This is a genomic window from Marinomonas sp. (assembly GCF_965225885.1).
In the GTDB taxonomy this organism is placed as follows: domain Bacteria; phylum Pseudomonadota; class Gammaproteobacteria; order Pseudomonadales; family Marinomonadaceae; genus Marinomonas.
Genome location: NZ_OZ245329.1, coordinates 1,673,700 through 1,697,228 on the forward strand (window position 1 = coordinate 1,673,700; position 23,529 = coordinate 1,697,228).

Consider the following 23,529-nt stretch of genomic DNA (forward strand, 5'->3'; position numbering starts at 1 on the left):
GGATTCTATAATGAGTGATGAAGAAGAGTCAGATTGCCCCGAATGTGTAGAGGGCTTACCTGCTTACATGGGAACCTTTGCGGATCTCATGTCTTTGTTGATGTGTTTCTTTGTGCTACTGCTGTCGTTTGCTGAAATGGATGTTATCAAATTCAAGCAAATTGCAGGGTCATTAAAAGTGGCATTTGGTGTTCAGAATGAAGTGAAGGCCGATTCTATTCCTATGGGAACCTCGGTGATCGCGCAAGAGTTTAGTCCTGGGCGTCCAGAACCAACGCCTATCAATGAGGTAAAGCAAAAGGCAGACAATACACCTGAAAATACGCTTGAGGTTATTTGTAAGCCAGGTGATGCTGAACTTAAAGAGCAAAGTGATTCTGGCTCACCTTCGCCTGTTACCTTTGTTGATAAGTCTCATGCAGATCTTGAAAAAGAGAAGAAAATTCAAGAAACAGAAGGTGATGCACAAATGATCGCTTCTGTTATGCGTGAGGAGATCTCTAAAGGCACGGTGGAAATTGAAACACAAGAGCAGACCATTACCATTCGTATAAAAGATCAGGGGTCGTTTGAATCAGGTTCTGCTGAATTGAATTATGATTTCATTCCGGTTATTGATTTGATTCGTGATGTACTTGTTGGTATTCAAGGCACTATCTCGGTTGAAGGTCATACTGACAACGTTCCAATAGGCAGTGGTCGATTTCGTTCAAACTGGCAGTTGTCATCGGCTCGCGCGATTTCAGTGGCTGAGGAATTGTTTTCGACAGGGCAACTTAATCAAGGTCGATTTGCAGTAACAGGTTATGCTGATACGCGTCCTTTGGTACCAAATGATACGCCGGCTCATCGGGCAACCAACCGACGAGTTGAGATTGTGATTAAGCAAAATGATATGTCACGACCAAAACTGCGCAATACAGTAGATGAGATACCATCTGATGGGGTGATTGAATTCGATCAAACTATGGTGGATGAATTGAAACCAAACGAAATTTTCTAATCAATAGTCTTTCATTATGTAAAGGAGCTTCGGCTCCTTTTCCATGTTTTGTAGTATGTCTTATTGATTTTTAATGCTGAGATTCAAGTGTTTTTTTGCTATGGTTTGCGCAGACAATATTGAGGAAGTAGATAAATGCGAGTAGCAGTCATTGGCGCTTCAGGGCGTATGGGAAAAAATCTAATCACCGCCATTCATGATGCCAAAGGTGTTTCTTTAGGTGCGGCCATTTTAAAACCGGGTAGTAGTTTGATTGGTGCAGACGCTGGTGAGATTGCTGGTGTTGGAAAGTTGGGTGTTGCAGCTGTCGCTTCATTGGCAGATTGTGTGAACGATTTTGATGTTTTGATTGATTTCACAACACCGACGTTGACCTTAAAAAATGCCGCTTTTTGCGCTAAACATCAAAAAGCCATTGTTGTTGGAACAACAGGTTTAAGCGACGTGGAGAAGGCAAAGCTAAACGAATCAGCACAGCAGTCTCCGGTTGTTTTTGCTCCAAACATGAGTGTTGGTGTGAATTTAACGCTTAAGTTGCTCGCTACTGCAGCGCAGATTTTAGGGGATGATTACGATGTGGAAATCGTCGAAGCGCATCATCGTCACAAAGTCGATTCGCCTTCAGGTACAGCATTGCGAATGGGAGAAGTGGTTGCTGAAGCATTGGGTCGCGACTTAAAAGAGTGTGCTGTCTATGGCCGTGAAGGTCAGACTGGCGCTCGTACTCAAAAAGAAATTGGTTTTGAAACCATACGCGCTGGTGATGTGGTTGGTGAACACAGCGTTTGGTTTGCTACCGAAGGTGAGCGTATTGAGATTGTTCACAAGGCGAGTAGCCGTATGACTTTCGCTAAAGGTGCGGTACGTGCTGCAAGCTGGTTGGAAGGTAAGTCGGCTGGTATGTATGATATGCAGGATGTACTTAATCTGAAGTGATCTCTATTTCTATTTGAGATGAACTAAACAAAAATGGTCGCAAATTAACGGCCATTTTTGTTTGAGAGTTTTTTAAACTAACGCATCGGGTGAATTGATATCAAGTAAAGGTGCAGCGTCTAGATTCTCTGCATCCATCATCATGGCGATGCGTTGTAAGGACGAGAGTACTTGGGTTTGTTCCCAGCCTTCTAATGAGTCGAATTCATCAATAAATTTTTCATGCAGAAGTGGCGGTGTGGTTTTAAGAATTTCCATACCGGTGGCCGTTAAGCGAGCATTGACGATACGTTTGTCTTTTTGCCCTCTAACTCGTTCTACATATTTTCTGTCTTCCAGACGGTTTAGTATAGTTGTTACTGTGGCTTGGCTTAGGGATACGCTGTCGGAAATTTTTCGCACAGTGACATCGCCCAGTTCCTCAATAGAACGAAGCACCATTATTTGAGGAATCGTTAATCCACAGGCTTTTACAACGCGTTTTGATTGTAAATCCGTAGCACGGATAATGCGTCGTAAGTGGACAAGGACATCGTGTAAGTGTTGTGGGGAATCAGGCATGGCAATTAATTAATCCAAATAAATTTTACGGATTATATGATTTTGTTTTGATCTGTAAAAGCTTAGTTTGAGAAATATTACAGCTCAAAGTATAGGTGTGTTTTGCTGTTTTGCCAATATACACGAAATGACCACTAGAAAAACGCGCCTAGTTTAACGGCTTTTTAGCTCATCGAACGCCGCGATAGCAGCTAATCTTGCTGGTTTGTAATCAATAATAGGTTCTGGGTAATGACATTGTCTTCTTTGCTCTGGCTTAGGTTCGTGTATGGATTTTGCGTCTAGCTTGGCGAGTTCTGGAACAAAGCGTCGGATGAAATCACCATTTTTATCATAGGTTTGTGATTGTCTGGTCGGGTTAAAGACTCGAAAATAAGGCGCAGCATCACAGCCAGTCGATGCGCTCCACTGCCAGCCGCCATTGTTTGCAGCGAATTCACCATCAATCAATTTGCTCATAAAATAAGCTTCGCCTCTGCGCCAGTCTGCAAACATCAGTTTGGTAAAGAAGCTTGCTGCTACCATTCTTAAGCGGTTGTGCATCCAGCCAGTTTGGTTAAGCTGGCGCATGGCAGCATCTACAATTGGAAAGCCTGTCCTACCTTCGCACCATGCCTGAAACTCTTCTTCGTTTTGTCGCCAAATCAACGCGTTTGTTTCTGGCTTGAACGGACGGCTCTTACAAAGAAAAGGAAAATGCGCCATTAGTTGGCGGTAAAAGTCTCGCCATGCGAGTTCCTTTAACCAAATGCTGTCTTGCCAACGTCGCTCTTCTTGATTGCACGTATAGAAAATGGCTTCCAAGCATTGCCTTGGTCCCAAAGCACCTAACGCAAGATAGGGAGATAACGTGCTGGTAGCGGGTTCAATAGGGTAATCTCTGCCTTCTTGGTAATGGCGTTCTTTGTGGTGACAGAACTGCCAAAGTTTTTGTTTGGCCGTGTCGTGATCTGCAGGCCATAAATCGTCCCGAAATGACTTCTTCCATGCCAGCTTCAAACTGGGTTCTGGCAATGCTTCTGTTTGTGGTTCAGGCGCTGGTAATGGTGTTCTATCTTGCTGAGCAAGCATGGTGACCCATCGATTAAAGAATGGTGTGAAGACCTTGAATGGTGTGCCTTGCTGGCTAAGCACATCTTGGGAAACAATAATATCTGTCGCCTGAACGTGAGTACTAATTTGGTGTTGCTGCAATTGTTCGCAGACAGCTTGATCACGCTGTTGTTCGTGAATAGGCAGATCGCGGTTAAACCAAAGGTGTTTAATATTATTACTGAGACAAAACTCTGTGATGGCATCTGGAAGCTGATCAAAGGTTTCGGCATCCAGAATATGCAGTGGAATGCCAAGCGTTGCCAGCGTCTTGGCTAGGTTTTTGATTAGTCCTGCACGAAGCCCTGTTTTTGCGTCTGATTCATTATGCAGTGCCCATTGTGCCGGTGTGGGAGTGATAATAACAGCAACGCCTTCTTTAGCTGTTTTCGCTTTTATAGAGGCGAGGTAAAGAGCCGGATTGTCTAGACAGCGTAGGTCGTTTCTTAACCAAACCAGATGTGTAATCTTCATTCTACTGCGTTACCTTAAACTGTATTACGGATGCCAAGAGGCGATGGGTATGGAATGAAATAGCTTTGTTCATTGATGTATTCACTGCCGTAATGTTTTAGGTAGTGATGGAGCAAGGTGACAGGCGTGGCAAGATTCACTTCGCCACGTCGGTATTGCTCAACCACATCTAAAATATCTTTTCGAACGGACACATCGACCGCGTGTTTTAAATAACCTACAAGATGCATAAGCACATTACAGTGATTTTTGCGTTCTGCTGGCTTTGAGAGTGTTGTCATTAAGATCTCAAAGTAAGCTGTTTTCAATTCGTTAAAAGATCTTGGGTCATCACCTGAAAGCATGCGCCCTAGCTTGCGATAAATCGGTTGTGAATGCGCCATAACCATATATTTATAACGACTATGAAAAGCAATAAGGTCTTTCATTCGAGCGTCTTCGCCCATACTGTGACGAAAATCATGATGGGTGAAAACACGTAATAAAAAATTCTCTCGTAACGCTGGGTCATTCAAACGACCATCTTCTTCCACTGGCAATAATGGATAGCGCTGCTGCAACGCTTTGGTAAAAAGTCCCGCACTTCTTTGCATGTGAGGGTGACCGTTTTCTTGATAAACCTTGATACGTTCCATGCCGCAGCTTGGGGATTTTTTCATCAAGATGTAGCCATCCAAGTGTGATAGGTTTTCCAGATACTTATTAGAGGCAGCCATGAAAACGTCAGAAACATCTTCTTCAGAGTTTTTACTGAAAACCATTCTTGGTTCGTCTGGATTACCTTCTAAGCGAAGTGTAGGGCGAGGTGTACCAAATCCAGCGGCTACTTCAGGGCAGAATTTCTGATAATCAAAATAATGGCTGAGTACTTTGTCACAATAATCAGAATGGCTATGTCCGCCGTTGTATCGAACATTTTCACCTAATAAACAGGCACTAATTCCAACAGGAATTTTATGGGTTAGCTGGTCTGGTGTTGGTTGAGAGTGTGGCATAAGTGAATCCTCCAAAAGACGACAAGGTCGTTGTTCTAATTTATGTCTTTTATATGATTAATAAGAGACATTGCGCTGAGCAATGCGCCTTCTGCATCGCCTTGACATAACCAGTCACCGGCCAGTCCTACATTGTGTTCAAATGACCAAGCAAAACAATGGTTGCCTTTATTTTCAGTAAAACGGCTGAGGAACCAACGATGCGGCTCACCATGTTTTAACACCCTGTGTTCGGTTATTTCCGCAAAAGCTTGCAGCAAAGTTTGCGTGATCCATTCTTTGTCTGAATCGAGGTGCTGCGCTGTCCAGTTAGGTTCCGTTTGGATGACCCAGCGGTCGACTTTTTCGCTGTGGCGCATAGGCTTGTAATTGTCTTTTATCATGCGTTTGATCAGAGAACCTTTTGGTTCAATCAATGCATTTAAATCACATGGCTCTGTTTCTAACCACATCGCCCATTGTGATTGATAAGAAGCACTTGCTTGATTGGCTCTGAGTAACAGCACCGCTAATTTTTCGTGTGAAGCCAGAATAGAAGCCGCTTGAGAAGCTGGTGCGGCGATGATGACTTTTTTCGCAATCACAACCGGTTGATATTTATCGTCTCTCAATAACCAGCTTGGCTGATCATCGCCTTGTGTTGTGATCTGGTTAAAATGATGAATACGCGTGCTAGTAATAAAGTTGGCATTTTGCACCCAGTGGCGAGTAATAGCGCTCATTTTTGGCACACCAACAAAGGCTTGAGAACCAGCTTTGCTTAGTTGTTTCCATGGCGCTGTTACATGTTCTTCGGTGAGCTGTTTGAATAGAGCAAGAGTATCTGAGTGTTTAGCAACAATATAAGGTGTGCCAAGATCACAGCTAGTATCGTCTTCTAATCTTTTACTACTGGCTCGGCCGCCGCTGCCGCGGCTTTTGTCTATGATGCAAACGGTTTGACCTGATTGGGATAGCAGATGAGCGCACAAGCTGCCAGCCAGACCTGCGCCAACAATGGCGATGTCAAAGATTGGAGTGTGAATTTGATCTGTATTTGATGTGTTCATCTTATTTTTCCCAGTGTTCGTGCTGCTTTTCTTATACAATATAGAAGTCTGTATAAGAAAATCAACTATCTTATACAAAAAAATATTTGTATAGTTTTTATTGTATGGCTTCTGACGGTTATAGAAGTTTAGGTCAGAATAGGTTTATTGCCTTAGATGAATGATGATTTATTGGAAATAATGTATGAGTCAGTCAAACCAAAATGCGCAAGCAAAAAATCAAGAGTCTCTAGATGAGTTAACCTTGTTAGATAGTCCAGAATATTTTCCCATTCGCGAATTATCTCTAAAAACAGGCGTGAATTCGGTGACATTACGAGCTTGGGAGCGACGCTATGGTTTGTTAAAACCTAAGCGTACTGACAAAGGTCATCGACTATATGATCAAGGTGATATACAGCGTGTAGAAGCCATCTTGCGTTGGATTCAACAAGGTGTTGCAGTCAGTAAAGTGCGGGCTTTATTGGAGCAAGGTGTAACGCTAGATGGTGTTGTTCTGTCAAATGAATGGCTCGAATGGCAAGCGTCCTTGGTGAAATCGGCAGGGGCTTTTCAAGAAGATAAAATTGAGCAGATGTATCAGCAAATTTTTTCTCAGTATCCGGCTGAAATTGCTATACGAGATTGGTTGTTACCGAGTTTTGAGCAGTTGGGTAAAGGTGTCGTCTTGGCATTTTGTGAGTCGGTCGTGTTGTCTTGTTTTATGGCTCGTGTGAGCAGCTTCAAATCGCAGAAGAAGAATACGGCTAAGGTGTTGATTACTGGATTAGCTTCTCAGCGCAACTTGTGGTGTTACATGGCCGCCGCCATTTTATTAGATAAAGGCTTGTCATGTTGTGTCGTGCCAAATGCCCAGCATAGTAACGATTGGGCGAGCTTAGTTGAAGGGGTTCAGGCTCAGTCTGTATTGGTTTTTTGTGAGAATGAATTGGTTAACAAAGCCGCAGACTTGGTTTATCAAATGCAGCAATGGCAAAGGCCCGTTGGTGTGATTGGTGCGAGTTTTTGGTTGGCAGCTAATAAATCTAATGTGACGGATATTGGAGAGGTTAAGGTTTACTCTGAGTCATTGGAAGGCGTAATTAATTTTACAAATAGGATAGCAAGGTGAAGAAAGTAAAAAACTATCAGATAGATATCTATAATATATTTTTCTTATTGGTTGGCTAGCCTTACTCTTCTTTATATCAAATAAACGAAAGAAGGGGATTCAACATGGCTAAAACAATGACTTTTGCTGTTATGCACTTTTCGATAGCGTTTTCTGTGGCGTACCTTATCACTGGAAGTTTGTTAGTGGGTGGTTTGGTAGCTATCGTGGAACCGGCAATTAATACCGTGGCATTTTATTTCCATGAAATTGTTTGGAATAAATTTCAACAAGCTGACGTCGCGTCTGAATTGAGTAAGACAATTCAATCTGCTGGAGAAAATTACGCGTTAAGATCGATGTGATTTTTTACCTATGACTTTCTTTCTTATAAAAATAAACCCCACCAGCGTAAACCGCTAGCGGGGTTGGTGTCTGTATTAAATCTAAATTATTAACACGTAAACTATTTTAAGAGTTACTTAATCGGGTTTAATAAGAAATACAACACAACAGCAACCGCGATTGGTGCTGTGAACTTCATAGAGAAATTCCATAGCGTGAATACTGTGTTAGACAGATTTAGCTCGTCTTGTGAGAACTTGTTTTTCACTACCCAGCCAGAGAATAGAGCAATCAGAATGCCACCTAACGGCAACATGATATTGGCTGTAATATAGTCAAAGAAGTCGAAAGTATTTTTGCCGAAGAAGGTTACGTCAGACATAAAGCTGAATGAACCTAGGCACGCAATGCCTAACCCCCAAACCACAATGCCTAAGCCAATAGACGCGGTTAAACGTTTCATTTTGAAGCGCTCTACCAAGAAGGCAACCGTTGGCTCTAGCAAAGAAATTGCAGACGTCCATGCTGCTACGCCGACTAAGACGAAGAACAGAACACCGAATAATTGACCGAAAGGCATTTGACCAAAGGCAACTGGCAAAGAGATAAACATCAAGCCAGGACCTGCGGCAGGATCCATTCCATTAGAGAAAATAATTGGGAAGATAGCCAAGCCAGCTACCAAGGCAACAAGCGTGTCCAGTGCGCCGATAGCAAGTACCGTTTTACCGATAGATGCACCTTTGGTCATGTAAGAGCCGTAAGCCATAATTGTTCCCATACCCAAGGAGAGAGTAAAGAACGAATGGCCCAGAGCGATCAAGGCGGCATTCCAAGTCAGTTTGCTAAAGTCAAACTCGAACATGAAATTCCAACCTTGCGCAAAACCACCAGTTGTCATCGCATAGCCAAGTAAGATAATGAGCAACACGAACAAGGCTGGCATCATAATACGAGTGACTGTTTCAATGCCTTTATTGATGCCTGCAGCTACGACAACGACAGTCATAATGCTGAATAGTGTATGCCAAGCTAAAAGTGTTGCAGGGTCTGCAAGAAGAGCACCGAAGGCAGCACCAGCATCATCAGATGAAATGCCATTCATTTCACCCGTTAGCATGGCTTTAATGTAATAAAGTACCCAACCACCAACGACAGAATAAAATGAAAAGATAAGAACGCCAGACAGCATCCCCATTAAACCTATTAAACCCCAAGAGCGAGTGCTACCAGATTCTTCAGCGACGTCACTTAAAGCATTAATTGGGTTTTTGCGTGCACGACGACCGATAAACACTTCGGCCATCATAATAGGGATGCCGACCAGCAAAATACAAACCAAATAAACCAGAACAAACGCCCCACCACCATTTTCACCTGTGATGTAAGGGAATTTCCAAATGTTACCTAAACCTACAGCGGAACCTGTTGCCGCCAAAATGAAAATCCAGCGGCTCGCCCACGAACCTTGGATAGATGTTTTATTTGTCATAGTTATCTCTAAATGATTGAAAGCAAAATATATAAACAGCGATCAGAGTTAGTTTTTTTACCCATACCAATGCTTCCCACTTCATCAGCATGAATAGATGCCAGTAAGCAAAACTCCGATTAGGGGCGGGATTTTCCGAATTTCGATGCATATATGCAACTAAAAATGTGAATTTATAATGTTTTTCGCTATTTAGTCAGTACTTTTCACCCTAGAGCTAATCTAGCGTTGAATAAATTATTACGCCTGTAATGGTTAGTTCTCTAAATAAATGTCTGGACTTGGTTTTACTTTCAGGTAGAATAATTAGACATCAAATCAATTTGATTTTAAAAATCAGTTAAGTAACATTAACTTCATATAGGTAAGCCATTATCGTTACTTCAGGCCATCTGGTTTATGAAATTAACTGGTTAATAATGCTTTGTACTCTAATGGATGTAATTATGAATTCAGAAAAAATTGTGTTTACTAAGCCCAGTGCATTAGATGGAATGGCAGTTAATCAGCTGGTGGCGTCTTGTCCTCCACTGGATACCAACTCGGTGTATTGTAACTTGCTGCAAGCGAGCCATTTTGCTGAAACCTCTGTTGCGGCTAGCCTTGAAAACGGAGAGATGGTGGGGTTTGTCTCTGGTTATATTATTCCTAACCAAGTCGACACTCTGTTTATTTGGCAAGTAGCGGTTAGTGAAAAGGCTCGGGGCCAAGGTTTAGCAAAAAAAATGGTTTCATCACTGCTTGAACGATCTAACTGTTCAGATGTGCGTTATATAGAAACCAGTATTACAGCATCAAACGAAGGTTCTTGGGCTTTGTTTCGACGCCTTGCGAACCAGCTAGGCGTACCTTTAGAAGAGTCTGTGATGTTTGACAAACAGGATCACTTTAAGGGAAAGCATGATACCGAACATCTAGTTAGGATTGGTCCCTTTTCCATAAATGAAAAAGCCGTAAATTAAAAAGCCATATGAATTCATCCGTTCAATGAATTCACATGCAAACGAGTTAGAAATGCGATGAGTTAGAAGATCACTTTTACTCTCAGTTTTTGCTTTCTACTCAAGCTCTAAAATTACTATTTATTAACTTAAAGGATGATAACAATATGAAAATTTTTGACGAAATCGAATCAGAAGTACAATCTTATGCTCGCTCTTTTCCACGTGTTTTTCATCGTGCACAAGGTGCGTATCTGTTTGACCAAGAAGGTAACAAATATCTAGATTTCTTGGCGGGTGCTGGCACATTGAACTACGGCCACAACAACCCAATTTTTAAAGAAAAATTAGTGGAATACATTTTAGATGACGGTATTACTCACGGTCTAGATATGCATACCAAAGCTAAAGGCGAATTTCTTGAAGTCTTTAAAAAGCACATTCTTGAGCCTCGTGGTCTTGAATACATGGTGCAGTTTACTGGGCCGACTGGTACGAACGCGGTTGAAGCTGCACTTAAGCTAGCTCGTAACGTTACCGGTCGTGAAAATATCATTAGTTTCACCAACGGCTTCCATGGTTGTAGCTTGGGTGCTTTGTCTGTAACGGGTAATTCACATCACCGTGGTGCTGCGGGTACTAGCCTTGGTGCTGGTGTTTCTACCGTGCCGTTTGATGGTTACTTGGGAGAAGGAATTGAAACAACGGAATACCTAGACAAAGTATTGTCTGATTCTAGTAGTGGTGTTGATACACCTGCTGCCGTAATTGTTGAGACGGTTCAGGGTGAGGGTGGCATTAATGCCGCGAGTTTTGGCTGGTTGCAGAATTTAGAAGCCGTTTGTAAGAAGCACGGTGTTCTATTGATTGTCGATGATATTCAAGCTGGTTGTGGTCGTACTGGTACCTTCTTCAGCTTTGAAGACGCAGGTATTAAGCCTGATATCGTTACCATGTCGAAATCGTTGAGCGGTTATGGTTTGCCATTTGCTGTTGTTCTAATGCGCCCAGAGTTGGATGAATGGAAACCAGGTGAGCACAACGGTACATTCCGTGGCAATAACCTGGCATTTGTTACTGCAAAAGTCGCTATTGAAACTTATTGGAAAGATGACGCGTTTGAGAAAGAGATCAAACGTAAAGGTGAGTACATTCATCAGCGTACACAAGCCATTGTCAATGAATTTGGTGAAGGCAACTTCACACTTCAAGGTCGAGGTATGATGCGTGGCATCAACTGTGTTAGTGGCGAATTAGCAGGCAAGATAACTAAAAAATGTTTCCAAAACGGTTTGATGATCGAAACCTCTGGTGCCGATGATCAAGTTGTGAAGTTCCTTTGTCCTCTTATTATTAGTGACGAAGATCTAAAACAAGGTATTGATATTCTAGAACGCGCCATTCGTGATGTGTGCGCCAAAGAAGATGATATGCCTGAAGCGAAAAGTTACTTTGATGAGAACTACGACATCGCTGTCTAGTTCTTCTAATCCTAAAATTGCCTTCATTTTTGAAGGCAATTTTTTGATAAATACTTGAGTGAAGCAAATAGTAAGTTAAGAACCTCAAGTTTCTTCCGGTAATGCTTTACCGGCATTTAAGCGATCTTAGGATCATAAGGAGAAAAGAATGTTTGCACGTGATTTAGCAGAATGTGAAAAAACCGAACGCCGCGTCGTCTCTCCAGACGGTAACTGGGAAAGCACACGTCTCTTATTAAAAGAAGACAATATGGGCTTTTCTTTTCACATTACCACTATCTATGAAGGAAAGGATTTTGATATGCATTATCAAAATCACCTTGAATCTGTGTACTGCATTTCTGGTGAAGGCGAAGTAGAAAGCCGTGAAACTGGTCAAAAACATCATATTAAGCCAGGTGTTGTTTATGTACTTGATAAGCATGATGCACACACCTTGCGAGCTTTTAAAGAATTGAAATTGGCTTGTGTCTTTAATCCGCCAATTACGGGTAAAGAAGTACACAACTCAGAAGGCGCTTACGAGTTGCTGGATTAAAAATCGAAATATAGATCAGGCTGTTAATTATTGAAGGAGTAGATAAGGAGGTACGTTAATGTCATCGTCGGCATCCGCTTTAGCAAGTGATATTTTTTATGATACAGAGCTTTTGGAAAAAGAGCTTTTAAGTAAAAAAAACTCTAGCGAAGATAAGGTGAAAGAGAATACACAAGGAGGAGATCAGAAAGATGACTATCCTTCCAGAAAGTATTCCTTACCAACGTATATTAATCGTAAGGATCCAGTTATTTACTCAACTGATCGACAAAAAGCGCCGCTCGAAGAAGCGCTTTTAGATCAATATGAAAAGAAAGGTTTTTTATTCTTAGATCATCTTTTTGATGATCATGAAATCGCTGATATGCAGCAGCAAATGCAGAACTTGCGAGACAGCGATGCAATTAAGCAAAGGGAAGAGAGTGTTACGGAACCTAGCAGTGGAGACGTTCGTTCGGTCTTTGATGTTCACAAGTTAAATGATTTTTTTCAGAAGATTGCCCAAGACCCAAGATTGGTTCGAATCGCAGAGTATCTGTTAGGTGATGAGGTTTATCTTCATCAAACGCGCTTGAATTACAAACCGGGCTTTCGAGGCAAAGAGTTTTATTGGCACTCGGACTTTGAAACATGGCATGTGGAAGATGGAATGCCACGAATGAGGGCGCTAAGCATGTCCATTACGCTTACACCTAACGATCATCATAACGGCCCTTTATTGTTAATTCCTGGTTCCCATCGCACTTATGTATCTTGTGTTGGTGAAACTCCAGAAAACAACTATCTGTCTTCACTAAAAAAACAAGACGTTGGTGTGCCTGATGATTCTTCATTGCAGTCATTGATTGAACAGAATGGCATCGAAGCAGCCGTTGGTCAGCCCGGCAGAGTTATTTTGTTTGATTGTAATGTGTTGCATGGTTCAAATGGCAACATTACCCCAGCGCCTCGCTCGAATTTATTTTTTGTCTACAACGCCTTGTCGAATCGTGTGGATTTGCCATTTGGTAACACGGCTCCAAGGCCTGAATACATCGCGGCTAGGAAGTCGATAAAAGCGCTTAAAAAAAGCGATTAATGCTTAAATTTTCCACAACCTTATGACAATATAGCGGCAGTTTTGGATTTCGGCATAAGTTGGCTTTCAGCCCCTTAAAAAATTGGAAAAATGATGGGACAACATACAGTTGAAAAAATTGGCGGCACGTCCATGAGTGACTACCGTTCAGTGAGAGATAATATAATTTTCAAACCCACTTTAGTGAACAACATGTACCAGCGTGTTTTTGTTGTTTCTGCTTATGCCGGTATGACCGACAAGCTGTTAGAGCACAAAAAAACAGGAGATGCTGGTGTGTTTGCTTTATTCGCTCAAGAGCGTAAGCAAAACAACTGGTTCCCAGCGTTACAAGATGTTCGCTCGGCCATGTTAGACATTAACCATAGCTTGTTCGAAGCGGGTGAATTACGTCATAAAGCAGATGCTTTTTTAAACAGCCGTTTGCAAGAGGCACAAGAGTGTCTTGAAGACCTGCATCGCCTTTGTCAGCACGGTCATTTTTCGATTAGCGAGCATCTTGCTACTGTACGAGAAATGCTTGCTAGTCTTGGTGAAGCGCACAGTGCTTGGAATACAGCGCATTTGTTACAGCGTGATGGCGTAAATGCCGTGTTTGTTGATTTGACTGGTTGGAATAGCCCAAGCCACATGTCGCTTGATGAGCGTATTTTAGATGCGTTTAAAGACATTGATTTGAGCAAAGAGCTTCCAATTGCAACAGGCTATGCTCACAGTGAAACGGGTCTAATGTCTACCTTCGACCGTGGTTACAGTGAGATGACGTTCAGTCGAATTGCGGTTCTGACTAAAGCTCATGAAGCCGTGATTCATAAAGAATTTCACCTAAGCAGTGCCGACCCTCGTTTAGTGGGTGAAAGCAATGCTGTGCCAATTGGTCGAACTAACTATGATGTGGCCGATCAGCTTGCTAACCTTGGTATGGAAGCCATCCATCCAAAAGCGGCAAAAGGTTTGCGTCAAAGTGGTATTTCATTACGCGTAAAAAACACCTTTGAGCCAGAGCATACTGGTACGCTTATCACTGGTGATTACGTCAGTGATGCGCCTTGTGTTGAGATCATTGCAGGTTGTCGCGGTGTGTTTGCTGTAGAACTATTTGATCAAGACATGGCAGGCGATATTGATAAGTTTGATGTGGATATTCTTAAGGTACTAAGACAGTTCCACGCTCATATTATTGCTAAAGATATTAATGCGAACACCATTACGCATTATCTAGCAATCAACCTAAAAACCCTGAAACGTGTCATGAGAGTGCTGCATGAGCGTTTTGCGGACGCTGAAATTACGCAACGTAAAGTAGCGATTGTTTCTGCGATTGGTAGTGATATGAAAACCACAGGTATGTTGGCGAAGGCAGTAAAAGCCATTGCTGAGCAAGACGTCAACGTATTGGCTATGCACCAATCTATGCGTCAGGTCGATATGCAGTTTGTTGTTGATGAAGAAGACTACGAAAAAGCGATCTGCAGTCTACATAAAGAATTGGTTGAAGTTCATAACCACGGTCGAGCGATTTGCTTAGCGTCTTAATCAAATAAGCGTATTGCTAAAGTTCTTTAAAGCCTCAAGCATCTATGATGATTGAGGCTTTTTTGTGGTCAGTATTAAAGACTGATTGGTGGGATTATCGGTGGAGATGTCAGCGTGGTAAGAAAAAGCCCTAATCGTTATGAATAATCGGCGTACCTTGATTAAATTCATCGGCGGTTACCGCTTTGCTAACATAGTAGCCTTGACCAAAATCACATTGGAATTCGGCTAACATTTTCCATTGTTCTCTGGTCTCGATGCCTTCAGCGAGTACTTTGATATTGAGTTTGTGAGCCATGGCAATGATAGCTTCAACGATTTTTCTATCGTCGGGATCGTTCTCTAAATCCATCACAAAACTACGATCAATTTTTAGCAAGTCTACTGGAAGGTTTTTAAGCTGAGAAAGGGATGAATATCCTGTACCAAAATCATCGATGGCGATACAAATACCCATGTCTTTTAGTGCTTGCAGTAAATATCTAGCAAGATGAATATCCTCAAGAATAGAGGTTTCAGTGATTTCAAAACCAATTAAACGGGCTGGTATTTGATATTTTGATAATAGCGCCTGAACCAAAGTAACAAAGTGAGGGTCTGACAATTGCTCAGAAGCTAGATTGATATGCAGTAAAATATCAGCTCGACCTTCTTGTTTACGTTGTGCTAGATAGGCGACGCTACTCTCTAAAACCCAGTGACCTAATTCAACAATTTTCCCCGTATTTTCTGCAAGCGGAATGAAATCCTTAGGAAAAATCAGGCCTTTTTCTGGATGATTCCAACGAATTAGCGCTTCAGCGCCAAAGACATGATTGGTATGAAGGTTAAACTGCGGCTGGAAATATATTTCAAATTCGTTTTTTTGTAGAGCAAGCGTCAAATCTTCTTCTGCCTTAATAAGACTGTGTGTACTGATTTTCATCTTTTCAGTATAAAAAGCGTATTGATTTTTTCCAGCCAGCTTTGCTTGGTACAGAGCCATGTCTGCATTTTGCATGATGGTAACGAGGTCATAACCGTGCTCTGGAATCATGGCGATTCCTAATGATGTGCTTAATATATACTCGCCGCTACCAACCTGTACGGGCATGCGAATACTTTCTAAGATATGCTCTGCTTGCTCACCTGTTTGTTTGTAATTGTTAATGTCGCCTAATAATATGCCAAATTCGTCACCGCCTAACCGTACGACAAAGTCTGCAGTGCCTTTTAGCTTGTTAAGTCTATCACCGACTATCACAAGTACTTTGTCTCCAACATCATGTCCTATGGTGTCGTTAATGCGCTTGAAGTTATCAAGATCAAAGTAAATAAAAGCTGAAATGCGTTTGCGCCGCTGATTGTTGTGTAGGATCTTGGGAAAGCTATCTTGTAAAAAACGTCGGTTTGGTAAGCCTGTTAATGGGTCTTTATAGGCGAGTTCTTGAAGTTCTGCTGTTTTTTCTTTGACTAATTTTCTGAGCTTTAATGGTTGGTTCAAAATGGCATATAAAGCGAGAGACAGTAAAAATGCCACGGCTAAGCTGATCGCATAACCTGTTATCTTTCGTTCTTTTAATTGAGTATCTAGTGCTCTGCTAATTCTGAGAGTCCAAGTGCCAACAGGGAGAATAAGATTAGTCGAAGCTTGAATGTCAGAAAGTGGTGTAACAGAGGTAGATAGCACAATGGTATCTTTAGTGACAGCGTGTTTTCTTGACAGACTGTATTGGTAACCTTCACTTTCTAGTTGTTTTAATTGTGTTGCTTCTAATAAATCGTCTAAATAAATAACCGCTGAGGCAAACCCCCAAAATAGCTCTCTTTGTGTACCTTTACGCAAGAAAATAGGTGCTCGGCTGATGACGGCAACACCGCCTTGAATCAATGTGACAGGGCCTATAACAAACATTTGATGGTTTTGAACAGACAACATTGCTTCTTCTCTAAAGCCAGGCGTCGATATAATGTTAAATCCTATGGCAGTTTCGTTTCCTTCTAGAGGATATATATCAGAAATGATGCCATCGGGCGCGAGTTGCAGGTTTTCAATGCCACCAATCGAATCGATTAACTTGTTTGCATAACTAGGAAACCACTCACCGCTACCGCCATTTTGCTCTACTTCATAAGCTAAAATTTGTGCCGAGGTAAAGGCAGAAGAAAGGCGGCGTTCTAATACCGAGGCCTGAGTGCGAAATATACCACTTAAAAGAGATTGTTGCTGATTCACAACGGATCTATTGGTTGACTGGGTCCAATAACTGCCAAATATGGCGATAGCGAAAAAAGCAATTAATGAAAAAATTAAGGCGGAAGGCTGCTTAAGCTCTGCTTTCTTCAACTAATGATCCTTCACTGAATAATAGACATGCGAAAAATAATACAGATAAATTCTTTATTAGTATTTAGTTTTTTTGTAAGCCTAATTGATGAGATTTAACTGGGATAAATAAGTAGAAAAAACGTTACCTATAAAGAGAGAGTAGCCACTGTTTTAAGGATGAATAAAACAGTGGCTGACAGGCGTTATGCTAGTGCTAAAAATAATCCAGCGATAGCAATGAGACTACCTGTAACGCGAGTCACGATAGGTGCTTGGAAGCGGGCAACCGCCATACCAAAACCAATACCCGCAACATGCAGCAGCGCCGTTGCTCCAGCAAAGCCTAATGCGTATTCTGCGCCATTAGTATTTAACGGCATTTCTAAACCGTGTGCTGCGCCGTGGAAAAGAGCAAACAATCCTGCAATGCCAGCACAAACTGCAACAGGGAAGCGTGCAGCGCCAACTAATAAAGCTCCCATTAGAATCACCGACAAGACAATTCCTTGTTCGATGAAAGGAACTTGCACGCCAGCAACAGCTAAACCGCCCCCAACTAACATAGTACCAACAAATGCCGTAGGTACGGCCCACAACGCACGACCGCCAAGGCTTGCAGCCCATAGGCCAATGGCTAGCATAGCCAATAAATGATCCAAGCCACCCATAGGGTGCATGAAGCCTGTCATGAAACTGGTTGAGTGTTCGTGTCCTGGGTGAGCAGATGCAAGAGCTGGTATTGCGGCAACAAGTGCGGCTAATCCCATTTTAAGCGATGAACGCATGGTGTTGTCTCCAAAAAAGTATATGAGTATGAAAGACCTTACAAAATAGTCTTCTCTAAACCACCGCTCTTGCGGCTGGAAGTGAGAATTCTAACATACCCACAGTTAGGGTAAATTGAATGATGTTGCCAATAGGTAACGAAATATTCAGTTTGCCAAATAAAGTATAAATAAAGAGTGTTTAACTTTGTGATATTGTCTTGAAACAGAGTCTTAAAAACATCTGTTTGCGAGCGACTATTAATAATAGAGGCCTTTACACGGAGGTATAGCAATGGCAATTTTTTATTTAGGTTTAGCAATTATTGGGACACTTATTCCGTATGCGGCTTTCGTTCCTTGGCTACTGCTAAACGGTGTTAATATCCCTCAGTTTTTCTCTGATATGATGGCTAATCCTATCAGTATTTTTGCATGGCTAGATGTTATTGTGGCAGCGATCACACTATTGGGTTTTATTGTTCATGATGGCCAAAAGAACCAAGTTAAGTGGCGATTTATAGCAATAGTTGGAACGTTAAGTGTTGGAGTGTCCTGCGGATTACCTTTGTATCTTTACCTGCGGGAACAGCAGCGAAATAAAGCAAAAAACAATAAATAAGAGGGGCAGTGTTTTTTATGGCTAGCGGTTGGGCGCAAGATGGTGCTGTACAAGATCAAATAGACGCAACGGTTGACTCCGAAGTGGAGCGTGCAAAAAATAGCATGCCAAAAGGCGAGAGCCTGACCCATTGTGAAGAGTGTAATGCTTTGATTCCTGAGCCTCGGCGCAAAGCCATTCAAGGAGTGCGTTTGTGCATTCAATGCCAGTCTGAGCAAGAGAAGAAAGGCCGCTCTGCTTTGTACAATCGAGCTGGTAGTAAAGACAGCCAGTTAAGATAAGCCTTGTTCGTTATTTTCTCTCATTTCATTGATATTGGTTCCAGTATTGTCCTCAGAATCTGCGTATTTATCGGCGAATTTTGCCTGCTTGATCTTCTTCATTATGGTAAGGTTTCGCCTATCTAAAGAGTGTTTTGGCTATGAGTCTGATGCTCTATTTCTTTCAGAATAAATAAGGATGAGGTTGTGGTCGACACTTACTCAACAGAAGTAAATAAATTAGAGAAATTACGTGCGGCTTGGTTGCCTGCGGTAGAGTTTCTTTTTGGTGAAGCCGTTGTCGAAGCCAAATTTGATGGCTTTGACGTCAGTGATGATATTGCCAAACCAAGTGCCGTATTTGAACACGCTGATGAACCATATCGCTATAAGATTCAGATGCCGACTCGAGTATTCAGTAACGATGTCATGTTGTTGGCGGATGTCATTCAAGAAATGGTACGTGGTCAATATCCTGTTGGTTTTGAAGGTGCTAAAACGCCAGCATTGTGTGAAGGAGTCGCTGTTTTTGGTGCGATTACTGCTATCAAGCAAGTGTTCGGAGAAGAGTCGGTTGACTCGTACTTGAACGCATTGCGTGAGCAAGCTTTTCCTTATTACGACGCGTTCTCTTATGTTGCGGTCTTGTTAGCTGAAGACCCACAAGCGATCAAGAAATTACGTGGTGTTCAGCCTTTCTTATACAAGGTAGAGCGAGCGGATTTTGAATCAGCACAAGTAGAAATAGATCGTAAAATCAAAGACATTCTTTTATTGGCTTTTCGTGCCTAACCAATAAAACTGAATGATAGATATAAAAATGCCGCGTGACCGCGGCATTTTTGCATGTAATTTTAGTTATTCAACCCAAACAATTAAGCCCTCTTAAGGTCTCTTCTATTGCTTGGTCGATTGGGGTGGAAGGTTCTTTTTCCAGTTGTTGAATCAGCTTAGTGTTGTTCATGCGAATAGGCTGTTGCCATAGGTATTTCATTTCCATCATTTCTCTAAGTGTTTCGTTGAATGGTGTGATAAGAGGCATCAGCCACCAAGGAAAAGAAGAAATTTTAGGTATTTTACCAGTCTTCTCTTTTACTATTCGACAAATGGCTTTTGCCATTTTTGTGCCATCCTCATCCCAAAAACCATTCATGTGAAAAGTTGAGAAGGCATCTAAGGTGTCACGAGTTTCTATCAATTTAACCATTGTCGCTGCGACATCTGGCAAGTAAGCCCATTGATGCCCCGTATTCATTGTAGAAGGATTACTGATCGTTTTTACTGGTTTATTAGGTTTGATAAGCCCTTGAGAAAACCAATTGTTAGCGGCATTGGGCCCAAAGAAATCCCCCGCTCGAACTATGATGACTTGTCCGCCTTGTTGGGCGAAATCCTCTAAGCGTCGTTCCATTTCTACTCGAATACGACCCTTTTTAGTGACTGGTTTTTGTGGTGATGTTTCGCTTAGTAATGGAAAAGCATCTTGACCATAGTTATAGACATTACCTGGAAGGACGATACAGGCGCCGCTCTTCTTTGCAATAGCAATAGTGTTGTCCAACATAGGTAACACTAATGTTTCCCAGTTTTTGTAGCCAGCAGGGTTAACGCCATGCAGGATAACGCTGCAACCTTGTGCTGCGGTTTCCACATTGGTTTGATTAAGTGCATCACCTTGGAACCAAGTTATATCGTTGTTTTTAGCCGTCTGGTGAATATCGCGTTTGAGCGCATTAATGTGCCATCCTGCCTTGTTTAGTTGTTTAGCGACTTCACTGCCAATGCCGCCAGTGGCTCCTAGTATTAAGGCTTTTGGTTTTTTATTTTTTAGCTGATTCATTATTCTCTCCAAGAGATGGTTTTCTAAATAACTAGATTGATCAAGCAAGCTTAGATATTATGTTGGTTAAATGAAATTGGTGAAAACGATAGAGTGGCTATACATTTTTGTATGAATGAAAATATTGGATGGGAATTGTATCGATCATTTCTTAGCGTGATGCAGGAAGGTTCTTTATCGGCTGCAGCACGTTCTCTTGGCTCTACTCAGCCGACCATTGGACGACATATTGCTGAGTTAGAGCGAGTATTAAATATAACGCTATTTATTCGAACTCAAGGTGGATTAATTCCTACCGAATCGGCGAATACGTTATTGCTTCCTGCTAGTGAAATGGCGAGTATCGCAGCGGCAATGGAGCGGGTTGCTCGTAGTCAAGGAGATGGCATTCAGGGTTCAGTTCGTGTGACCACAAGTGACGTGATTGCAATCGAAGTTCTACCTAGAATCTTCGCTGACATTGCGGAGAAGTTTCCGCAGGTAAACATTGAGTTGGTATTGTCAGATAAAGTACAAGATCTACTCAATCGAGAGGCTGATATTGCGATACGTTTGTTTCGTCCTAAGCAAACTCAATTAGTTGCTCGGCGTATTGGTAATATTGAAGTTGGCTTTTTTGCACATAAAACGTATTTGCAAAAACATGGTACGCCAGTGACACTAGCAGATCTTGAACAGCACCGTTTAATTGGCTTTGATCGCTTAACCGATTACATTCGTAGTGTGGCAAAAACACTTCCCTTTCCTATAGACAAAAATAATTTCAGCTTCCGTACCGATAGTAATGTGGCGCAATTAGCGTTAATTCGCGCTGGTGTTGGAATAGGTATTTGTCAGATAGGGCTGGCCAAACAAGACGATAATTTGGTTCGCTTACTAGCGGATGATTTTTGTTTTGAAATGGACGCCTGGGTGACCATGCATGAGGATCTTAGAAAAAGCCCAGTCTGTAAAGCCGTCTTCGATGAGCTGGTTATTGGTTTGCTGAGTTACTTAGATTAGCACTTTTGGTATTCAAATTTGGGTGTTTAGAAGGTAGAAAACACAGCTCAACAGAATGTTGGGTTGAGCCGTGTTTAATTCTAGCCCTTCAATTCAGACAGTTCTTCACTGAACCAGATTTTACGTTTAAAGCGCGGATTTTTAGACGACATATCAATTTTGTAAGGGTTTGGCTCGTGAGTTTGTGGCAGATCAAGAATGTTGCAAAGCTCTTGAGCAAGCCATTTTTCTACTTTTAGCACGACCATTTTCTTACGTAAGCGACCTTGTTCATCACGGTTCAAAATCGTTGGTAAGGTATTTAGCGTTAAAATTTCACCAATCGCTGGGTGCGCCATACGCTCACGACCTTCATCACTGGCATAAAAATGCGATACCGCAAACACCATACGCTCAGGATTTATCTGTTGTAAGAATTGGCAAGATTTCACTACGGTAGAACCCGTTCGAACCATATCGTCGAACAATACAATGCTCGCGCCGTCTAATCCGTCGAAAGTATGTTCGCTTTCTTTGTGAAGAGTGATTTCCACTTTGCGTTCAGCAGTACGGTCTTTATCTAGCATGATGAATTTTGCTTTGCTTAGACCCAGTGTTTTGTACATTTCTTTAACGAAATCACGGGCACCTTTATCAGGAGCGCAAAGGACAAGCCCTTCGCCGTCTTCGCCGTAGTTCAGAATATTTGAATTCAACAAGTAATGAGCGTAAATCCCATAAGGGATTAGGTTATGGAAGTCGCCTTCAAACACTTCAGTAAACATCTTTTGTACAGAATCGGAATGGTTGTGAATCGTCATCACAGTATCCACACCAGACAGCTTCAATAATTGTGCATAAAGCTTAGCAGTGAACGGCTGGCCATCGAATTTTTTAACGTCTTTGATATCTCTTTCAAAACTGGTTTCACCTAAACTTTGGTGAGGGCCTCGATCTTGTGCGCTGTAAAATAGGTCTGGTTCAACCAAAATAACGCGGTCGGCGCCGTTTTCTTTGGCAGCACGGGCGATAATTAGGTTAGACATCGCCAGTTCTTGGCGGCTTTTTACGTGACTGCCAGTACTAACGATGATGACAGCCTTACCCTTGAGTTTGCGGCCAATGTTATCGAAATCTGCTTCGTCAGATATAAAACGAGGGCAAAATTCGGAGTTCATGAACTGTTTCATACTGATCAAATCAGCGATGTCTTCGTGTTGACCCATTGCATAAGCAACATCAATAGCAAAAGGGTTATCGGAAGAGTTACTAACAACGACGACATTAGTAGCCTGACCGGTCGACAAAGTCATGAGAGATCCTTAACTAAGGGTAGGAGAATTTGCGGTGATTTTAATACTTGTAGGCTTTTTTCGATAGGGTTGATTGAGGATAAATGACATTTTTATGTTGATTTGGTGCCACAGCATATTCAGTTCAAGTGTAAATTCAGCTGAAACACTGATGTCATTTTTTGTTTTCAAAGTCCTTTAGTAGAATGAATAGATCAGGAGGTATCACTCCTGCTATATTCTGACTTTAATCATTTTGGTCCACAGCCATAGACATTATAAGGAAGCAAGCATGAGTGCGACGGATATTCGTAACATAGAAAAAACGCTGTTGTCCGATAACTGGTATACCTTAAATAGGTTTTCATTTGAGTTGAAAGACCAGAATGGTCAGTGGCAACACCAAGAACGTGAAGTCTACGATAGAGGTAATGGCGCAACGATTCTGCTCTATAACGTTGAGAAAAAGACCGTCGTGTTGACTCGACAATTCAGAATGCCGACTTACGTAAATGGTAATCAAGATGGAATGTTGATCGAATCTTGCGCAGGCCTATTGGATCAAGATAACCCAGAAGTTTGTATCAAACGAGAAACGGAAGAGGAAACCGGCTTTAAAGTTGAACGAGTGAAAAAAGTCTTTGAAGCTTACATGTCGCCAGGTGCTGTAACGGAAATTCTGTACTTTTTTATAGCTGAGTATTCTGACAGCATGAAGGTATCTAATGGTGGTGGCCTTGAGCATGAACAAGAAAACATAGAAGTGCTTGAATTAGACTTTCAGCTAGCTTGCTCCATGGTGGATTCTGGTGAAATTAAAGATGGTAAAACCATTATGTTGCTGTAATACG

At 41.9% G+C, this 23,529-nt stretch carries 23 protein-coding genes; 14 read left to right on the plus strand and 9 right to left on the minus strand.

All coding sequences use genetic code 11. From position 1 onward, the window contains the following. The first annotated feature begins 10 nt into the window (after positions 1-10). Together ACO05V_RS07930 and dapB are read left to right on the plus strand one after the other, a co-directional pair. Entirely contained in the window at positions 11-1,003 is a 993-nt protein-coding gene (locus ACO05V_RS07930; RefSeq protein WP_421849354.1) for a flagellar motor protein MotB, read from the plus strand. Between the two features lie 135 nt (positions 1,004-1,138). Further along, positions 1,139-1,939: a 4-hydroxy-tetrahydrodipicolinate reductase gene (dapB, locus tag ACO05V_RS07935; protein WP_421849357.1), complete on the plus strand. Its 801-nt coding sequence runs from the start codon at positions 1,139-1,141 to the stop codon at positions 1,937-1,939. 72 nt (positions 1,940-2,011) lie between these two features. Here the strand turns inward: dapB and ACO05V_RS07940 are convergent, their stop codons facing one another. The 4 genes from ACO05V_RS07940 to ACO05V_RS07955 all read right to left on the minus strand — a co-directional run bounded on the left by ACO05V_RS07940 (position 2,012) and on the right by ACO05V_RS07955 (position 6,110). After that, complete coding sequence (locus tag ACO05V_RS07940) at positions 2,012-2,500, minus strand: MarR family winged helix-turn-helix transcriptional regulator (RefSeq protein ID WP_421849360.1); 489 nt, start codon at positions 2,498-2,500, stop codon at positions 2,012-2,014. 153 nt (positions 2,501-2,653) lie between these two features. Next, the gene (phrB, locus tag ACO05V_RS07945; RefSeq protein WP_421849363.1) at positions 2,654-4,066 is read right to left on the minus strand and encodes a deoxyribodipyrimidine photo-lyase; all 1,413 of its coding nucleotides are present in this window, start codon (positions 4,064-4,066) and stop codon (positions 2,654-2,656) included. A 14-nt stretch (positions 4,067-4,080) separates the two neighbouring features. Further along, complete coding sequence (locus ACO05V_RS07950; RefSeq protein WP_421849366.1) at positions 4,081-5,061, minus strand: YbgA family protein; 981 nt, start codon at positions 5,059-5,061, stop codon at positions 4,081-4,083. A gap of 35 nt (positions 5,062-5,096) precedes the next feature. After that, on the minus strand, positions 5,097-6,110 hold the full coding sequence (locus ACO05V_RS07955; protein WP_421849369.1) for an NAD(P)/FAD-dependent oxidoreductase: 1,014 nt from the start codon (positions 6,108-6,110) through the stop codon (positions 5,097-5,099). Between the two features lie 184 nt (positions 6,111-6,294). Between ACO05V_RS07955 and ACO05V_RS07960 the strand changes: the two genes are divergently transcribed. Together ACO05V_RS07960 and ACO05V_RS07965 are read left to right on the plus strand one after the other, a co-directional pair. Continuing rightward, the gene (locus ACO05V_RS07960; RefSeq protein WP_421849372.1) at positions 6,295-7,221 is read left to right on the plus strand and encodes a MerR family transcriptional regulator; all 927 of its coding nucleotides are present in this window, start codon (positions 6,295-6,297) and stop codon (positions 7,219-7,221) included. Between the two features lie 104 nt (positions 7,222-7,325). Further along, positions 7,326-7,565 (plus strand): DUF2061 domain-containing protein, encoded by a 240-nt coding sequence (locus ACO05V_RS07965; RefSeq protein ID WP_421849376.1) that lies wholly within the window; start codon positions 7,326-7,328, stop codon positions 7,563-7,565. Positions 7,566-7,678: 113 nt separating this feature from the next. Here the strand turns inward: ACO05V_RS07965 and ACO05V_RS07970 are convergent, their stop codons facing one another. Then, positions 7,679-9,037: a sodium-dependent transporter gene (locus ACO05V_RS07970; protein WP_421849378.1), complete on the minus strand. Its 1,359-nt coding sequence runs from the start codon at positions 9,035-9,037 to the stop codon at positions 7,679-7,681. 446 nt (positions 9,038-9,483) lie between these two features. Here ACO05V_RS07970 and ectA point away from each other — a divergent pair, with 446 nt between their 5' ends. The 5 genes from ectA to ACO05V_RS07995 all read left to right on the plus strand — a co-directional run bounded on the left by ectA (position 9,484) and on the right by ACO05V_RS07995 (position 14,611). Next, a complete protein-coding gene (ectA, locus tag ACO05V_RS07975; RefSeq protein ID WP_421849381.1) occupies positions 9,484-9,999 on the plus strand; it encodes a diaminobutyrate acetyltransferase in 516 nt (171 codons plus the stop codon). A 146-nt stretch (positions 10,000-10,145) separates the two neighbouring features. Then, complete coding sequence (gene ectB / locus ACO05V_RS07980; protein WP_421849384.1) at positions 10,146-11,459, plus strand: diaminobutyrate--2-oxoglutarate transaminase; 1,314 nt, start codon at positions 10,146-10,148, stop codon at positions 11,457-11,459. A gap of 148 nt (positions 11,460-11,607) precedes the next feature. Next, a complete protein-coding gene (locus ACO05V_RS07985) occupies positions 11,608-11,997 on the plus strand; it encodes an ectoine synthase (protein WP_067013657.1) in 390 nt (129 codons plus the stop codon). A gap of 58 nt (positions 11,998-12,055) precedes the next feature. After that, positions 12,056-13,075, plus strand: a complete 1,020-nt coding sequence (gene thpD, locus ACO05V_RS07990) for an ectoine hydroxylase (RefSeq protein WP_421849387.1) — start codon at positions 12,056-12,058, stop codon at positions 13,073-13,075. A gap of 93 nt (positions 13,076-13,168) precedes the next feature. Further along, the gene (locus tag ACO05V_RS07995; protein WP_421849390.1) at positions 13,169-14,611 is read left to right on the plus strand and encodes an aspartate kinase; all 1,443 of its coding nucleotides are present in this window, start codon (positions 13,169-13,171) and stop codon (positions 14,609-14,611) included. 130 nt (positions 14,612-14,741) lie between these two features. Here the strand turns inward: ACO05V_RS07995 and ACO05V_RS08000 are convergent, their stop codons facing one another. Together ACO05V_RS08000 and ACO05V_RS08005 are read right to left on the minus strand one after the other, a co-directional pair. Continuing rightward, on the minus strand, positions 14,742-16,937 hold the full coding sequence (locus ACO05V_RS08000; protein WP_421849393.1) for a putative bifunctional diguanylate cyclase/phosphodiesterase: 2,196 nt from the start codon (positions 16,935-16,937) through the stop codon (positions 14,742-14,744). A 185-nt stretch (positions 16,938-17,122) separates the two neighbouring features. Then, entirely contained in the window at positions 17,123-17,704 is a 582-nt protein-coding gene (locus ACO05V_RS08005) for a HupE/UreJ family protein (protein WP_421849396.1), read from the minus strand. A 274-nt stretch (positions 17,705-17,978) separates the two neighbouring features. Here ACO05V_RS08005 and ACO05V_RS08010 point away from each other — a divergent pair, with 274 nt between their 5' ends. The 3 genes from ACO05V_RS08010 (at position 17,979) to ACO05V_RS08020 (ending at position 19,357) form a co-directional block, all read left to right on the plus strand. Then, the gene (locus ACO05V_RS08010; protein WP_421849399.1) at positions 17,979-18,305 is read left to right on the plus strand and encodes a DUF2834 domain-containing protein; all 327 of its coding nucleotides are present in this window, start codon (positions 17,979-17,981) and stop codon (positions 18,303-18,305) included. 17 nt (positions 18,306-18,322) lie between these two features. Then, a complete protein-coding gene (locus tag ACO05V_RS08015; RefSeq protein ID WP_421849402.1) occupies positions 18,323-18,586 on the plus strand; it encodes a DksA/TraR family C4-type zinc finger protein in 264 nt (87 codons plus the stop codon). Between the two features lie 186 nt (positions 18,587-18,772). After that, entirely contained in the window at positions 18,773-19,357 is a 585-nt protein-coding gene (locus ACO05V_RS08020) for a hypothetical protein (protein ID WP_421849405.1), read from the plus strand. Positions 19,358-19,427: 70 nt separating this feature from the next. Here ACO05V_RS08020 and ACO05V_RS08025 read toward each other — a convergent pair whose 3' ends face one another. Continuing rightward, a complete protein-coding gene (locus ACO05V_RS08025) occupies positions 19,428-20,405 on the minus strand; it encodes an NAD-dependent epimerase/dehydratase family protein (protein ID WP_421849408.1) in 978 nt (325 codons plus the stop codon). A 111-nt stretch (positions 20,406-20,516) separates the two neighbouring features. Between ACO05V_RS08025 and ACO05V_RS08030 the strand changes: the two genes are divergently transcribed. Further along, entirely contained in the window at positions 20,517-21,407 is an 891-nt protein-coding gene (locus ACO05V_RS08030; RefSeq protein WP_421849411.1) for a LysR family transcriptional regulator, read from the plus strand. An 80-nt stretch (positions 21,408-21,487) separates the two neighbouring features. Here the strand turns inward: ACO05V_RS08030 and ACO05V_RS08035 are convergent, their stop codons facing one another. After that, positions 21,488-22,699, minus strand: a complete 1,212-nt coding sequence (locus ACO05V_RS08035; protein ID WP_421849414.1) for a phosphoribosyltransferase family protein — start codon at positions 22,697-22,699, stop codon at positions 21,488-21,490. A 271-nt stretch (positions 22,700-22,970) separates the two neighbouring features. On the opposite strand from ACO05V_RS08035, the gene nudK reads away from it, so the two are divergent. Beyond that, the gene (nudK, locus tag ACO05V_RS08040) at positions 22,971-23,525 is read left to right on the plus strand and encodes a GDP-mannose pyrophosphatase NudK (RefSeq protein ID WP_421849417.1); all 555 of its coding nucleotides are present in this window, start codon (positions 22,971-22,973) and stop codon (positions 23,523-23,525) included. Positions 23,526-23,529: the final 4 nt, after the last annotated feature.

What these genes read in the sequence shown, in the direction of transcription:
- ACO05V_RS07955 (WP_421849369.1), bottom strand. Translation starts at nt 6,110, where the DNA reads ATGAACACATCAAATACAGATCAAATTCACACTCCAATCTTTGACATC.
- ACO05V_RS08010 (WP_421849399.1), top strand. Translation starts at nt 17,979, where the DNA reads ATGGCAATTTTTTATTTAGGTTTAGCAATTATTGGGACACTTATTCCG.
- ectB (WP_421849384.1), top strand. Translation starts at nt 10,146, where the DNA reads ATGAAAATTTTTGACGAAATCGAATCAGAAGTACAATCTTATGCTCGC.
- nudK (WP_421849417.1), top strand. Translation starts at nt 22,971, where the DNA reads ATGAGTGCGACGGATATTCGTAACATAGAAAAAACGCTGTTGTCCGAT.
- ACO05V_RS07930 (WP_421849354.1), top strand. Translation starts at nt 11, where the DNA reads ATGAGTGATGAAGAAGAGTCAGATTGCCCCGAATGTGTAGAGGGCTTA.
- ACO05V_RS07995 (WP_421849390.1), top strand. Translation starts at nt 13,169, where the DNA reads ATGGGACAACATACAGTTGAAAAAATTGGCGGCACGTCCATGAGTGAC.
- ACO05V_RS07950 (WP_421849366.1), bottom strand. Translation starts at nt 5,061, where the DNA reads ATGCCACACTCTCAACCAACACCAGACCAGCTAACCCATAAAATTCCT.
- ACO05V_RS07985 (WP_067013657.1), top strand. Translation starts at nt 11,608, where the DNA reads ATGTTTGCACGTGATTTAGCAGAATGTGAAAAAACCGAACGCCGCGTC.
- thpD (WP_421849387.1), top strand. Translation starts at nt 12,056, where the DNA reads ATGTCATCGTCGGCATCCGCTTTAGCAAGTGATATTTTTTATGATACA.
- ACO05V_RS08015 (WP_421849402.1), top strand. Translation starts at nt 18,323, where the DNA reads ATGGCTAGCGGTTGGGCGCAAGATGGTGCTGTACAAGATCAAATAGAC.
- dapB (WP_421849357.1), top strand. Translation starts at nt 1,139, where the DNA reads ATGCGAGTAGCAGTCATTGGCGCTTCAGGGCGTATGGGAAAAAATCTA.
- ACO05V_RS07970 (WP_421849378.1), bottom strand. Translation starts at nt 9,037, where the DNA reads ATGACAAATAAAACATCTATCCAAGGTTCGTGGGCGAGCCGCTGGATT.
- ACO05V_RS08030 (WP_421849411.1), top strand. Translation starts at nt 20,517, where the DNA reads ATGAATGAAAATATTGGATGGGAATTGTATCGATCATTTCTTAGCGTG.
- ACO05V_RS07965 (WP_421849376.1), top strand. Translation starts at nt 7,326, where the DNA reads ATGGCTAAAACAATGACTTTTGCTGTTATGCACTTTTCGATAGCGTTT.
- ectA (WP_421849381.1), top strand. Translation starts at nt 9,484, where the DNA reads ATGAATTCAGAAAAAATTGTGTTTACTAAGCCCAGTGCATTAGATGGA.
- ACO05V_RS08035 (WP_421849414.1), bottom strand. Translation starts at nt 22,699, where the DNA reads ATGACTTTGTCGACCGGTCAGGCTACTAATGTCGTCGTTGTTAGTAAC.
- ACO05V_RS08025 (WP_421849408.1), bottom strand. Translation starts at nt 20,405, where the DNA reads ATGAATCAGCTAAAAAATAAAAAACCAAAAGCCTTAATACTAGGAGCC.
- phrB (WP_421849363.1), bottom strand. Translation starts at nt 4,066, where the DNA reads ATGAAGATTACACATCTGGTTTGGTTAAGAAACGACCTACGCTGTCTA.
- ACO05V_RS07960 (WP_421849372.1), top strand. Translation starts at nt 6,295, where the DNA reads ATGAGTCAGTCAAACCAAAATGCGCAAGCAAAAAATCAAGAGTCTCTA.
- ACO05V_RS08005 (WP_421849396.1), bottom strand. Translation starts at nt 17,704, where the DNA reads ATGCGTTCATCGCTTAAAATGGGATTAGCCGCACTTGTTGCCGCAATA.
- ACO05V_RS07940 (WP_421849360.1), bottom strand. Translation starts at nt 2,500, where the DNA reads ATGCCTGATTCCCCACAACACTTACACGATGTCCTTGTCCACTTACGA.